The following is a 13,537-nucleotide window of genomic DNA, read 5'->3' on the forward strand; positions in this document are numbered from 1 at the left end:
TTATTACGGCTTTATGACACTAATGTGAAAATTATGCATGTTAATAGAGTGGCTTAACGACAAAATTAGACGTAAGTTGCTCGTTTACCTTGTTTTTCTTGGTACATCGCTCGGTCAGCTTTAGCTAGGATAGAGTCTGGATCACTGAGGTTACCCGGGTAGTAGGGGGACAGGCCAACACTGATATCAATACTAAATTGTTGTCGAGCTGAAGCTGACGCATCATATAGGCTGTTTATCCAAGACTGACATAGCTCGGGGTTATCAGAAGGAAGTAACACAACAAACTCATCACCGCCGATACGATAAATATGGCTGCCTTCAGGCGCAGTTTCATTGAGATAACTTGCTATTTGAATGAGTAGCTCATCGCCACATTGATGGTTGAAGTTGTCGTTGACTTGTTTGAAGTTGTCCAAGTCAATATATGCGAGCATGCCTCGTTGTACATTGATAGCCATTTCGTCGAAACGGCGAAATAGGGCACGGCGATTATTAAGCCCAGTAAGATCATCTTCTAATACCAGTCGACTGAGGTTTTTTTCTAATGTTTGAGAGACTTCAACTTGATGATGAAGTTTTGAAATCAAAGTGCGGTGAATATCTAGCATTTTGATAAAACAAAAACAGATTAAAAATACGCCTATATGGAGGAATATATCGTCACTGGTATCAATTAACCAATGGTCATTAAATTCGGGAATCTCATCAAGAAGATCGGCTGTTACCCCAATGGCATACGTACCAAGGGCTAACTTCATCCACCCCCTCATCTCGGGTTCCATATCTTCACGGAGTAACATGATGATAAGAACCAAAGTTAGAATCGAAACCACGATATCAAGTTTACCGCTTGAAGGGACAAGGGCGGATAACAATATCCCGATACATACAATGATGGCCATACGGGTTGGTAATTTAGAGAGCGTGCTCATGATGGGTAATTCATTAGCTATATCGTGCAGTAGGTTTTATCTTTGCAAAGTCAGCACATAGCCACAAAAGGTTTTCTGTTTTGAGAATGAAAATTTAATTCAGGTCAGCTCTTCTATGACATCGAAGTATTGCTTGAGTTGTTTTTGACCCCTTTGTAGGCCGGGTGAGTCAGTGAGCGAAGCTGTTAAATATACCAAGCGTATAACCAGTGCTAGAAAGAAATAAATACTCACCTTGCATTAAAATATCTGCGAATATTTTGGGGAAAAGTGGTGTAAATACACGTTGTTTGAATTTCTATGCGCTTTATCATGTTTTTGTCTCATAACTACACCTCATTATGTTAAGCCTGTCCCATTTATGAAAACAAAGATTGACCTCTGGTGGCGGGTTGAACTCTTTGATATATAAAGACTGTAACAAAATATTTCAGTTTACAATATTGTAACATTTAGTGGTTTGTGTCTATCCTCATAATAAGTACGAAAGTACAGGGATATGACAACTTAAGAGGTCGGAAATATGCTGACAATGGCGAAAAGAGCGCAGCCAAATAAAGCGCTAGTTTCTGAAAGGATTCAGAAATTAATTAAAGCGTTATCTAATGGCGTCTATGAGCGAGAAGAAACAATTAAATTATGTCTTCTTGCTGCGCTTGCTGGTGAGAGCGTGTTTCTACTTGGTCCTCCTGGTATTGCAAAAAGTTTAATCGCAAAGCGTTTGATTCAAGCGTTCGACAACAGCCAGTTTTTTGATTACTTAATGACCCGTTTTTCTACACCTGAAGAGGTGTTCGGTCCACTTTCTATTCAGGAACTCAAAGATAACGGAAAATACGTACGCCTAGTGGATGGCTACCTACCAACTGCGCAAGTCGTTTTCCTTGATGAAATCTGGAAAGCGGGCCCGGCAATTCTTAATACGCTACTTACCGTGGTCAATGAGCGTACCTTCAAAAACGGTCAAGACGTACTACCTGTGCCAATGCGACTGCTAGTTACCGCCTCCAACGAACTGCCTGAAGAAGATAGCGGCTTAGAGGCATTGTACGACCGGATGTTGGTAAGGGTGTTTGTTAACCGTATTCAGGAAAAACAAAACTTTAAAGCCATGCTAATGGGCGAAGGTCCAAGTATCCAAGAGCTTGAACCGGGCTTAGCGATCACTGATGAAGAATACGACGATTGGCAGACCCATATTGAAGATATCAAACTGTCTGAGGATATCTTCGAGAAAATTTATCAACTGAAGACCATGATTGAGCAGCGAGCTGAAGGTGTTGAACACATTGACGAGCATGAAAGTGAGCTCTATATCTCTGACCGCCGTTGGAAAAAATCAGTTAGGCTGCTGAAGGCGAGTGCTTTCTATAATGGCCGTGATGCCATCAACCCGTTAGATTTGTTGCTGTTACAAGATTGTATGTGGCATAGCCCAGAGTCTCGTAATGTGATCCGAGATATCGTCAGTGATTTTGCAATAGAAAAAGCATTCAATCAGGAGTCGGCCCAGATCAGTGCGACTGATGCGCAAACCATTATTGATGATGTAAATTCAGAAGTTGCGAGTGAATTGGCGGTCAACTTAAGTCGTGAAACCATGATGCGTAAGGAGTGGTTTAAATGTGATTTGAGCGGTGCGAAGCGTTATACCGTCAATCACAATTCACGCATGATCAAGCTTGTTATGTTGCAACAAAACCCATCGGTATCTGAACAGGAAAATGGTGATAGCCGCTGGGTATATGTTGACGGTGATGACTTCGAGAAAAAGATCAAAACTGGTCAATGTGATATCTATGGATTTGTAAATAAAAATGCCCATCTATGCCGCCTTCAGTTTGAAGTGGATGCCCAGCAGCGTTTGGTGATCAAAGATATTGCTAACCGCGCTGTACTGGTTGGTATTGCAGGTGAGAATGGCATTACTCAGGAGCAACAGGCCCATTGGGTAGCAATGGCGGAAAAAGCATCAGTCAAAGTGATGGATGCTGAGCATAATCTGAAAGTGTCCCGCAGTAGCTTCCATGGCGCACTACCACATAACTTTATCGACCCTCAATTACCCGAGCGGATTGAGCAGAGTTTATCGCAAGCAACGGATTCAGTGCATGACCTGAAAATAACGGTTGATAAAAATGTATTCCGTATCAGTCATCTGACTGAGTATTTTGCTTAGCGGGAGAGTAGTTTATGCCGGTTTCTGAAGGTATAAATTTGGCGTTGATGCTATCTGAGTCCGGCATCATCGACAATGCAGTACAAGAATTGATGTTACAGCAACAGATCATTGTTGCGGCAGAATCGAACCCTGGTATTAAGTCTGCGATGAAAAAGCAGATCATGAAATGGCGAGGGCAAGTTCAAAAACGAATGACCAATGTGAGTGTTGAGGAACGCTTTCATCAGGAAATAGAACTTTATCAACAGGCTTGTCAGTGGGAATCAGACCACTTTTTGAATCACATTGATGAGGTGGTAAAACAACTAGAAGGCCATTCGGCGTTCTACTTCAAAGCCAAAACGTTACTGGAGCGGGAGCATCAGAAGCACAATCCGATGTTCCAAAGCTATTTTTGTAGTCAGTGGCATAAGTATCTGACGTTGGCACTGACTGAAGCTCAGCAAATTGAGCTTGAGCAACATAAAGAACAGTTACTTGCTGATTTATATCAGCGTATTGAAACCATGCAACACATGGAGGAAGTCACTGAGGCTGGCGATCCAACCAAAGCAGGGCGCTTGTGGGATATGGCCAAGGCTAAGCTGACAAAAACCGATGTCAGCACGCTAAAAAGCATGGCGCATTTCTTGAAGAAAAATAGTGGCCTGAAAGAAATTGCGGAAAAGCTTGGGCGGATGGCAAATGAAGTCGATGACCCGAACAAGGAGCGGGTACGCTCTGAAGATTTGAAAATGGTCGAAGAGCAAAGCGATAACGTCACCGACGATATTGTGGGTATTCATGAAAGTGATGATTTATCGAAACTGTTGCCTAACGAAGCGATGTTTTTGGCTTACCCAGAATTAGAAGTTGTTTTTTATAAACACCTTGTCGATAAGCGTTTGCTTAATTACAAGGTACAGGGTGCACAGCGTAAGCTGCGCCGAGTAAAAGCCTACAAGCGACAAACCAAGCAGGTTGAGCAGGAAAAAGGGCCATTCATTGTTTGTATCGATGCTTCTGGTTCGATGAATGGTTTTCCTGAGCAATGTGCAAAGGCGTTAGCTTATGGTTTGATGCAAATAGCCCTTGCTGAAGACAGAGATTGCTATGTCATTATGTTCTCGACTCAGCAAATCACTTATGAGCTGACCAAGCAAGATGGTTTGAGTGAGGTATTAAACTTCCTTTCTTATTCATTCCATGGTGGTACAGATCTTGGGCCGGTGCTTGATCAGTCCATAGAGCTGATGTTGAGCGAGAAATATAAAAATGCTGACTTGATCGTTCTGTCAGATTTTATTGCGCCTTCTCAGCCTGATGAAATGATGAAGCGCATTGCAAAACTTAAAGAAAGTAAAAACCGTTTTCACGCAGTTAATTTGTCGAAATACGGTAACCCGGAATTGATGACGATTTTTGATCATTGCTGGTCTTATCATCCATCAAAATTTGGGCGCCTTTTTAAGTGGAAATAAACCACATTTGGCAGAATTAACTACACTCTCTTAGTTGTCTTGGCTTTTGGCGCTCAAATGAGCGCCCTTTTTTTATTTGTCGGCAAAGTATTTGTTGAGGGTCTGGCGCCATTCTGGGCTATTACGGATCTTTAGTAATGCGCGGTTTAATTTTTCCCTGTGAGGACTGTTATTCTCGATGACCAGACCGTAATTTTGTTTTTCAAATTGATACGGTAATACCGATAAGCTTTTATATCTTCCATCTTCTTTCGCTTTTTTGATGAGGTATTTTAAAACAGCATCATCGGCAACGATCGCTTCTACATCACCATTATTAAGCGCTTCTAATAAGTCATTGGTTGACTCATAACTACGATGAACAATGCTATGGCTAGTTAAAAACAGAGAGGAAGTAGACTTAGCTTTAGCGCCCACCGATAGGTTAGCCAGATCATTAGGGCCTTTGATATCGCTACTTATTAAACCGAGGGTAAATGTACTGGCAAGAATGGCAGTGATACTAGCAATGAAAAACGTTGTGAAGACCGCTAACAGAACAGTTAAGACTCTGCCTGTTAGGGTTTTAAACTCGTAATAGTTAAAAGGGCCTTTTGTTATAAAAAGAAGCCCCAGAATGAATCCTTCAACCATTTGGGCGAATTTCGAACGCATAGAATACAGTTTGTCATTCACTCTGTGTTCCAGTAGGTAATAAATACCGCCGACAAAGCCTGCAGCAACGAACGCAATCGCTAGCACAAACCATAGCTTGGTATTGGTGAAAATATTTTTAATTGAAGACAGGTAACCCTGCTGTTTGACCGCGATGGCGAGATGGGTCTCGTAGAAAGAGTGGGAGAAATCGAGCACTTCTTCGCGTTCAGGGGTAATGGATATACAAGACACGCCTATGTTAAGTATATTGTCACTGACTTGCTCTAGTAGTTCACCAAGCTCATGGTGGCTGTAGTTGTAGTCAACGCCGAGCTCGAGGGCAATCTGCTGCCAAAGATAAATACTCAACCCTTCAGGAGGTTGGGATTCACTCTCGATAACAAAGGGGGGACAGTGATATGTGCCCACGTTAACCGTGGAATTGCTGGCTGCAATAGAGGGGAGTGAAAATGATATGAGAGAACTGAAAAATAGCCATACACATAACATAGAGTGATGCACTGTTCGCATAGGGTGATCTCACTTGGTAGAGGGCGTTGTTATTGTTCTTTAGTTAATTATAAACATCATGAAATTTTCACAAGCCTGTCATCCGAGACAACTAGCAAACTGCTCCTAGAGACTCTGTCTGCTGTCAATATTGCTTTCCATTTTATTCGCCACTGCAGCAAAGTTGGTTAGTCAATGAAGTCAATGAGCTATGCTTATTAACAAATTGGTTAATACCTTGATGGACAGCAATGGTTGGCTGGAACAAGAGGAATCTTAACGTTTGGTCAGTCATGGCGAGGAGGGTGTATGAAAGTGTTGGCTGTTTTAGCTGCACTCAGCATCTGGTTTTTCAGTCAGCCTTTACTGGCACAAAATGTTTGGGTGATTGAAATATCCGGAGGGATAGGGCCAGCAACCAGTGATTATGTATCACGTGAAATCGAACAAGCGCACAAGGAACAAGCAAGTTTTATCGTACTGAAAGTCGATACTCCCGGAGGTTTGGATACCTCGATGCGAGATATTATTCGAGCAATAACGACATCACCATTGCCTGTCGCCACTTGGGTAGGCCCTGCTGGGGCAAGAGCCGCCAGCGCGGGGACCTATATACTTCTTGCAAGCCATGTTGCAGCTATGGCACCAGGGACTAATTTAGGTGCAGCAACCCCTGTATCTATAACCGCTCCAGGGGGAAAGGATGATGATTCTGGTGGCAACAACCCGTTTGCGCCTAGAAAAGATCAAGAGCCCAAAGACTCCAGTGATGAAAGCGATGATGATGCTGCCGATGATGGCTCTGATGGTGAAAAGGTGACAGCGAAAACGGCGATGGAGAAAAAAGTCATCAATGATGCCAGGGCTTATATACGTGGTCTGGCTAAACTTCATGGTCGAAATGAAGAGTGGGCAGAAACAGCGGTGACCGAGGCGGCAAGTATTGATGCTGAGAAAGCTCTGGAACTCAATGTCATAGACTTTCTTGCTTCTGACTTAGACGGCCTTATCAGCCAGTCTAATGGCCGTACTGTCATTATCAACGGGCTGGAAGCGAAAATTGAACTTTCAGATGTTGCCTATATTGAGAGAGAGCAGGATTGGCGATTTAAATTATTGTCAGTGATAACCAATCCCAATGTTGCATACATCTTAATGCTGATTGGTATCTATGGCCTGCTGTTGGAGTTCTACAACCCTGGTGTTGGTTTACCGGGCGTGTTGGGCGGCATTTGCCTATTGTTAGCCATGTACTCCCTGCAGATGCTTCCCGTGAGTTACGCAGGGTTAGGGTTACTGCTGCTCGGAATCGCGCTTATGGTTGCTGAGGCATTCAGTCCTAGCTTCGGGATCCTAGGGCTGGGCGGGATCGTCGCTTTTGCACTGGGGTCGGTGATGCTGATGGATACCGAAACACCAGGATACCAAATAGCAATTCCTCTAATTGTCGGTCTGACCGTCGTTTCAGGCGTATTTACCTTTGTCATCCTGAGTTTGTTACTTAAAGCAAGGCGTAAACCTGTTACCACAGGTATGGAAGCCCTTTTAGGACAAGAAGCGGTTGTAGTGAGTGGTTTCCCTGGCAGTGGTCGGGTGCTGGTGGAAGGGGAGATTTGGCAGGCTAATTGTGATGTTGCTCTGAGTAAGGGTGACCGGGTAACTGTTGTTGAGATTAACGGTCTCTGTTTGGAAGTAAACCAACGAACGAAATAAATCTAATGTGCATGGAATAACCTTTTTATAAGGATCAATCATATGATCACATATTCATTAGCAACAATAATTGTACTGGTGTTTGTACTTATTGTGAGCATGTTCAAGGTGCTACGAGAGTACGAGCGTGCGGTTGTCTTCTTACTAGGCCGTTTCTACCAAGTAAAGGGGCCAGGTCTGATCATTATCATCCCAATTATCCAGCAAATGGTGCGTGTTGACCTGCGAACCATTGTATTGGATGTACCTACGCAAGATTTGATCACCCGAGATAACGTATCGGTGAAAGTCAACGCTGTGGTCTACTTTCGAGTAGTTGACCCGAAGATGGCCATTAACAATGTCGAGAACTACCTCGAAGCCACCAGCCAACTATCCCAAACCACGTTGCGTTCGGTATTGGGCCAGCATGAACTCGATGAACTATTGTCTGCCCGAGAGGAATTGAACAGAGATCTGCAGGGGATCTTAGATCAGCATACTGACAACTGGGGGATCAAAGTGGCTAATGTAGAGATCAAGCATGTTGATCTGGATGACAGTATGGTGCGTGCACTTGCCCGCCAAGCAGAGGCTGAACGTTCTCGCCGGGCCAAAGTGATACACGCAACTGGTGAGCTTGAGGCATCAGCTAAATTGCGAGAAGCAGCTGAAGTGCTTAACCAGTCGCCCAATGCTGTGCAATTGCGCTATATGCAAACACTCACTGAAATATCAAACGACAGGACGACGACAATTGTCTTCCCAATGCCAATTGATTTAGTCGAGAAGTTAACTGACGTTATGGCAACGGTGAAGTCTAAAGACGAATAGTTCCTGTAGTATTTTGGTCTTGTGGTTATTTGACCATATTGCCCCTCACCATTGAATTAATGATGAGGGGCGATGTATGTTACGAGCGCTGAAGCATAAAGGTTTGATATTCCAAATCATCAAATTGGCTATCTAGCATGATAAGGCCTGTGATGGTTGTCACCAGCATAGTGACTGCAAAACCGTAACCGTAGAATGTTGGTCCTAGGTCGATACTGATATAGGCCAAAACAAGGTTTCCGACCGCCATCAATAATGTTAAGAATAGGGCTGAATAGCGCTTGTCGAGATAATACATGACGTTAAGGATGGCCATGACCAACACTTGTAGACTGACGCCGACCAAGTCGACATAGAGTAAATGTAAGTAGGCAAGGTCTATGTTCAGAAAATTTAGTATATCTTCTGCCCAAAGAATCAAAAGTGCCAACGTTAGACCCTGTACTTTGAATATTTCATAGATACTTTGCTGGCAGGCAAGCACCATTTTATCTTTCAGTAGATAAATAGAGTCCAGCGTTGCGCCTTCACGAACGGCGTCATAAAACTTCAGACAAGCTTCTGCAAAGTCGGTTTCCATCCTGAGCATAAATACGGCCATGCCTGGCACAATAGCCAAGTAGGCGATAAAGATGGGTAGGTCATAAATATAAGATGCCCGGAAAACGTCGATGACCTGATGCGAGGTCTCATCACGGAACCAGAAAACAAATTTATCTAGCCACACACCAAGGTTATAAAGAAAACCACAGATAATCAGGGAATAGAAGGTTTTCTTATGATTCAAAAATTCAAATGAAATTAATTGGTTAGCAGGGAAGTCACGGATGACGTGGAACAGAAAAGCGAAGGTTAGGATAGCTTGGCACAAGCAAAAGATCATCATCAGGCCAAGTAGTCCGAAGGGCGGTAAATAAATGCTCATTAGAACCATTAATCCATAACAGAACATCATAGTGAAAAAGATTCGATAGTACTCTTTCATGCCGCTTAGGAAAATGATGATTAGCCATTGATTGCAGAGCAAAATAAATGACGTAAAAATAGTCAATTTTTCTACGGGAGTAATGGTGTCACAGATTGCGAGGATGGCCCCACCAACTACTGCAGCAATCATGCTTGTGACCAACATAGAGCCTAATAAGTTAGGGACAATGCGATGATCTTGCTCTGCAAATAATAAGTCAGAGATAAATCGGGTAAGCAGTAGTTGAAATAGGCCACTGATGATTAATGAGCCAGCCATCATATAGGTGACAATGACCAAAAATTGTACGATAACATAGGTCGGAAAAACGACTCCAACACTGATAATACCAATGGTCAGTAAAGCCAGAATTGATAACACCCAAGGTCCAGAGCTGATCAATCCCGCCAACCCATAGGCTTCCAGCATTGATAGCAGCGAGTTTTTCTTTAGAATTTTCCTTAATTCAAATCCGATGCCGGCCACTGATTGCCTCCTTGTATAAACTACGGTAAGCCCCGTACATCATAGGTTCGTCGTAGTAACGTTTGACCCTAATACGGCCTACATCACCCGCTTCAAGCCATTTTTCCCTATTGCTCAGAACTTTAACAATGGCTTGTGCGCCTTCAGCAGGGCTTGCGATGGGAATGATCTCACCTGCTGAGCCTATTTCTGCATCTTCGCCGGCTGAACCGTCTATGATTTCGCGGCAAGCGCCAACTTCAGTTGCAATGCAGGGAATACCGGCGGCCATGGCTTCGAGTAACACTAATGGCTGAGCTTCACTGATGGAAGTCAGCATCATGACACCAAGCTCAGGCATAATCTCCGCAACGTTCTTGCTACCAAGCATTTTAACGTTATCTTTTAAGCCCAAACTTTCAATGAGTAGCTCGCACTCCCGGACATAATCTTGATCCTCTTCGGTTGGTCCAATGATCCAGCCTTCAAGTGTGGGAAGGGTTTCTATAGCGCCACGTATAGTACGTATGAAGGTTTTAATGTCTTTGATGGGAACAACACGACCTACTAAACCGACAACCATTGGAGGGCTATCAGGACGGCGTTGGTAAGCTTCTTCGAAACGCTGGGTATTTATACCGTTTACAATTACGCGAGTCTTATCTGTCGGCGCGCCATCGGTATGTTGTCGTTGTCTGTTACCTTCAAATAATGCCACTATATGGTCGGCTTGGTGATAGGCTGATAAACCTAACTGTTCAAAGAACTGAATCCAGGTTTTACGGGTTGTATCCACCCCTTTATGCATTGATATGTCAATGACACTATGGTTGTCTTTGATCCATGTGGCCTGCGATAAGTCAATTTTTCTTTCTTTGGTGTAGATGCCATGTTCGGTCAAAATAAAAGGGGCTTGCGTTTTCTCTCGGCTCATGGCTCCTAAAAAACCTGCATAGCCAGTAGACACACTGTGAAATAGCTTTGCCTTAGGGAGGTTCTGCGACACTTTTGATAACACGAAAAGGGGTTGGTAAATATTTCGGTAAGTCCAAAAGTAATCGACAAAAGATTGCCTTGGGGCAGATTCTAAATATCTTTCGGTGAGTACTTCCCATGAGGCTCTACTGTATAGAAAGTCAGAAAGTGATAGCTTGCCATTTGTATCCAGAAACTCCGAAACTTCAGCGAGCAGATCACCAGGTATTGGCTCACCTTTCTTTTCAAAGTAAGAGAGAAAACGACTCCATATATTAAACAGCTTACTTTTCCCTGAGCGAGCGGAAGGTTTTACATGACCTTGATTGGATAGCAAATAATGCACCTCAAAACCGACGACGTTATCGGGAAATTCATATGCAGGCTGGTCATAAAAATCAGGGTGACCACCTAGAAAAATTAAATGGAATCGGTATTCAGGTAAACCACAGATAATCTGGTGGACCCAGCTTGAAACACCTCCGCGTACATAGGGGTAAGTCCCTTCTAGCAGAAGGCAAACATCGACTTCATCGTCGCTAGTCTTGGTTTTCTGCTTTTGCCAAGTCATCCCCAGTACTCCTTAATTTGACTGAGTTTGTTTCCTTTCTGTTCTGGGAAATAGCTTATGTACTCTTTTGCTGTTTTGTAATCACCTGATATGTAAGCAGCCTCTGCAAGATAGGGAGCAACTTGTTTTATTAACAGGCCACCATCCATTGCAGCTTTTAGAGCCGGAAGGGCATCGGCAGGACGTTTTTGCTGAAGCATAACACGGCCGAGGAGCAGATTCGCTGATGCGGTTATCTTGATACTGATTGATTGGTTGAGGTAGTTTTCTGCCTGTTCCAAATAGTGGCTACGTAAAATACCTTCAGCGATGCCTAGGTAGCAAAGCTCCCAATACTGCTGGGCAATATCGTAGGCTTTTTCAGCTGAAGGTTTATGCTCAAATTGCTTTTTCGAGAGCGAGATTGACTCATTAATTTGCGTTTCGATGTTTTCCAAAGAGGCGTAAGCAAGTAACCGAACATCATCGGTTAAATCTTTCAAAGCCAGTTGTAGAAGGGGGACTGCATGTTGTCGAGGCAAGTGCCTGATAGCATTAACGGCCATTTGTCTTCGTTCGGGATCTTGGTTATGCAGCAAGATTTCTCGCAGCGCTCCAGAACCAAATTGGGTGCCAATGATTTCCCCTGGACTTTGCGGTAGCTCACTCTTTTCACATTCTTGCCAAGTGATATTTGATTTATGCCTTGGTAAGTAGAGGGCTATCAGTAAGGAAAAACTGGTTCCAATCATCCCTGCGACGGGTAGTAACAAATTGAAGACAAATAAGAACGTAAAAGAGCCTGTAACCGGAGTCTTGTATTTTTTCGGTAAAATTAGCCAGCATAAACCAGCGAAACTCAAGCAGGCCAATGCATGGGCGGTTACAAATGCCAGCCACATTGCAGTTGTCATTGGTTGGGTAACAATGATGTACAGCCCAGAGCTCTCAAAGGCTATGGTCTGAAGAAATAACCATGTCTTCATCGTATGCTCCAAGCTCATCCATTAGTTTTCTGATTTCAGGTCTATCCGTTGACATAGAAAGCGGCCCAATAATGTCGATGTCGTTAATTTCCTCACCGAGTTGGTCTTTGAGTAACTCTTGCAACCTGACGATATATTGTTGGGCATCGTATGCTGTTGTCAGTGGAAGTAATACCGCCAGTGCGGCATTACCTTGCTTAGTCCTGCATGACCAATAAACATCGGCACCCCGGCGATAACTAATTGTATTATCCAACTCTTGATGGTGTCTGCCAGCACTGTCGACACAGACCACAACCGAGCTGTCAGCACCGTAGTGACGTTTGTTATAGCTAGCACGCTTGAGATAATTCATAAACAAATCATTTTGGTGCGGCTGCAAGATTGGCGTAATGATTTCATCACTGAGAAGATCCGCGGCGTAGTTAGCGACAAGAGAAAGTAAGGCCACGTTTGCAGGGGTAAGCATGAAGAATTTTGCATTCTCAGCAATGATAGCGGCTTGAAGCGTTCCGCGTGTGTCCATTAAAGGAATACAAAGCTGATATCGTGATTGATGCACTTGGTTGGCTTCGAGCTTGGCAGGGGACAGTAGCTTTTTGGTGGCTAGCATATCTTCCAACATGGCATCGTTTTCGATTAAACGGTGGTGATCACCGAGTGTGGCTGCAGCTTGCGTGTCAATTTTGCCATTGGTGACTTTATAGATCCCTGCGACTTCAAGACCGCCAATGTCAGCCATGAGGTGAAGGTAGGGCTGGCCTAAGTACTCCAATCGGTGCTCAGCATGTTTTGCCGCTATTTTGTGCAACGTACTGATACTTGATCTCAAGCTGACGGTTTGTCCGGCAGTACGTTGCTCCAGCTGGTCGTGCGACACTTTGAGTAAGTGGTAATTCTGGGTAAAGCTATCAAGCTTTTGTGTCATGTACTGATGGTCAAGGATGTGCTTTTGGTTAATGTTATGCCAGTAATCATGAAACTCACCGGCGATCATCGCTACCATTATCGTCCCGATAGCCAGTGAAAGTGGGTAATAATCCAACATACCCGACGCATTCATAATGGTTGCGAGTCCAGCGGTTGTGAACAATGCACAAATAAAACCTTTAGCAAAGCCGTAACGCAACGCTATGAGTAGCGGGCCAAAGAGAGGCCAGAAAAAGTTTTGCTCGGTAGACGTTGGGGTCAGGGAGTCGGACTCTACCCATACGTAAATTGAGAGAATCGCTATGATGAGGGTTTCGAGCCATACATAGCCACTTCTTGAAAAACCGAGAAAAGCTTTGTTGTTGGTTTTCTTATCCATATAAAACAACCATCGTTTGTAAACAGACTAAACCAG

Annotated in this window: 10 protein-coding genes; 4 read left to right on the forward strand and 6 right to left on the reverse strand. The window is 43.7% G+C overall.

Annotated elements, in window-relative coordinates; genetic code table 11:
• Positions 1-65: 65 nt before the first annotated feature.
• The gene (locus tag ACXAD4_RS28465) at positions 66-935 is read right to left on the reverse strand and encodes a GGDEF domain-containing protein (protein ID WP_475245499.1); all 870 of its coding nucleotides are present in this window, start codon (positions 933-935) and stop codon (positions 66-68) included.
• A 523-nt stretch (positions 936-1,458) separates the two neighbouring features.
• Between ACXAD4_RS28465 and ACXAD4_RS28470 the strand changes: the two genes are divergently transcribed.
• Both ACXAD4_RS28470 and viaA read left to right on the forward strand, forming a co-directional pair.
• Complete coding sequence (locus ACXAD4_RS28470) at positions 1,459-3,114, forward strand: ATPase RavA domain-containing protein (protein WP_475245500.1); 1,656 nt, start codon at positions 1,459-1,461, stop codon at positions 3,112-3,114.
• Between the two features lie 14 nt (positions 3,115-3,128).
• The gene (gene viaA / locus ACXAD4_RS28475) at positions 3,129-4,577 is read left to right on the forward strand and encodes an ATPase RavA stimulator ViaA (protein WP_475245501.1); all 1,449 of its coding nucleotides are present in this window, start codon (positions 3,129-3,131) and stop codon (positions 4,575-4,577) included.
• Between the two features lie 72 nt (positions 4,578-4,649).
• Here viaA and ACXAD4_RS28480 read toward each other — a convergent pair whose 3' ends face one another.
• Positions 4,650-5,723 (reverse strand): transporter substrate-binding domain-containing protein, encoded by a 1,074-nt coding sequence (locus ACXAD4_RS28480; RefSeq protein WP_475245502.1) that lies wholly within the window; start codon positions 5,721-5,723, stop codon positions 4,650-4,652.
• Positions 5,724-6,032: 309 nt separating this feature from the next.
• Between ACXAD4_RS28480 and ACXAD4_RS28485 the strand changes: the two genes are divergently transcribed.
• Together ACXAD4_RS28485 and ACXAD4_RS28490 are read left to right on the forward strand one after the other, a co-directional pair.
• A complete protein-coding gene (locus ACXAD4_RS28485) occupies positions 6,033-7,436 on the forward strand; it encodes an NfeD family protein (RefSeq protein ID WP_475245503.1) in 1,404 nt (467 codons plus the stop codon).
• 42 nt (positions 7,437-7,478) lie between these two features.
• Positions 7,479-8,249, forward strand: coding sequence for a slipin family protein (locus tag ACXAD4_RS28490; protein WP_475245504.1), 771 nt, complete (start codon positions 7,479-7,481; stop codon positions 8,247-8,249).
• 79 nt (positions 8,250-8,328) lie between these two features.
• Here ACXAD4_RS28490 and pelG read toward each other — a convergent pair whose 3' ends face one another.
• The 4 genes from pelG to ACXAD4_RS28510 are packed head-to-tail and all read right to left on the reverse strand — an operon-like array spanning position 8,329 to position 13,501.
• The gene (pelG, locus tag ACXAD4_RS28495; protein WP_475245505.1) at positions 8,329-9,645 is read right to left on the reverse strand and encodes an exopolysaccharide Pel transporter PelG; all 1,317 of its coding nucleotides are present in this window, start codon (positions 9,643-9,645) and stop codon (positions 8,329-8,331) included.
• A gap of 37 nt (positions 9,646-9,682) precedes the next feature.
• On the reverse strand, positions 9,683-11,227 hold the full coding sequence (pelF, locus tag ACXAD4_RS28500) for a GT4 family glycosyltransferase PelF (protein WP_475245506.1): 1,545 nt from the start codon (positions 11,225-11,227) through the stop codon (positions 9,683-9,685).
• Positions 11,224-12,192 carry a hypothetical protein gene (locus ACXAD4_RS28505; RefSeq protein ID WP_475245507.1) on the reverse strand — a complete coding sequence of 323 codons (969 nt, stop codon included), beginning with the start codon at positions 12,190-12,192 and terminating at the stop codon, positions 11,224-11,226. The genes pelF and ACXAD4_RS28505 overlap by 4 nt, the downstream gene beginning before the upstream one ends.
• Positions 12,155-13,501, reverse strand: a complete 1,347-nt coding sequence (locus ACXAD4_RS28510; protein ID WP_475245509.1) for a PelD GGDEF domain-containing protein — start codon at positions 13,499-13,501, stop codon at positions 12,155-12,157. Before ACXAD4_RS28510 ends, ACXAD4_RS28505 begins: the two co-directional genes overlap by 38 nt.
• Between the last annotated feature and the right edge of the window lie 36 nt (positions 13,502-13,537).

The organism is Photobacterium sp. AWH4_225 (assembly GCF_056158405.1).

Coding starts and splice junctions, on each gene's coding strand:
- ACXAD4_RS28465 (WP_475245499.1), bottom strand. CDS start 935: ATGAGCACGCTCTCTAAATTACCAACCCGTATGGCCATCATTGTATGT.
- ACXAD4_RS28470 (WP_475245500.1), top strand. CDS start 1,459: ATGCTGACAATGGCGAAAAGAGCGCAGCCAAATAAAGCGCTAGTTTCT.
- viaA (WP_475245501.1), top strand. CDS start 3,129: ATGCCGGTTTCTGAAGGTATAAATTTGGCGTTGATGCTATCTGAGTCC.
- ACXAD4_RS28480 (WP_475245502.1), bottom strand. CDS start 5,723: ATGTTATGTGTATGGCTATTTTTCAGTTCTCTCATATCATTTTCACTC.
- ACXAD4_RS28485 (WP_475245503.1), top strand. CDS start 6,033: ATGAAAGTGTTGGCTGTTTTAGCTGCACTCAGCATCTGGTTTTTCAGT.
- ACXAD4_RS28490 (WP_475245504.1), top strand. CDS start 7,479: ATGATCACATATTCATTAGCAACAATAATTGTACTGGTGTTTGTACTT.
- pelG (WP_475245505.1), bottom strand. CDS start 9,645: ATGCTGGAAGCCTATGGGTTGGCGGGATTGATCAGCTCTGGACCTTGG.
- pelF (WP_475245506.1), bottom strand. CDS start 11,227: ATGACTTGGCAAAAGCAGAAAACCAAGACTAGCGACGATGAAGTCGAT.
- ACXAD4_RS28505 (WP_475245507.1), bottom strand. CDS start 12,192: ATGAAGACATGGTTATTTCTTCAGACCATAGCCTTTGAGAGCTCTGGG.
- ACXAD4_RS28510 (WP_475245509.1), bottom strand. CDS start 13,501: ATGGATAAGAAAACCAACAACAAAGCTTTTCTCGGTTTTTCAAGAAGT.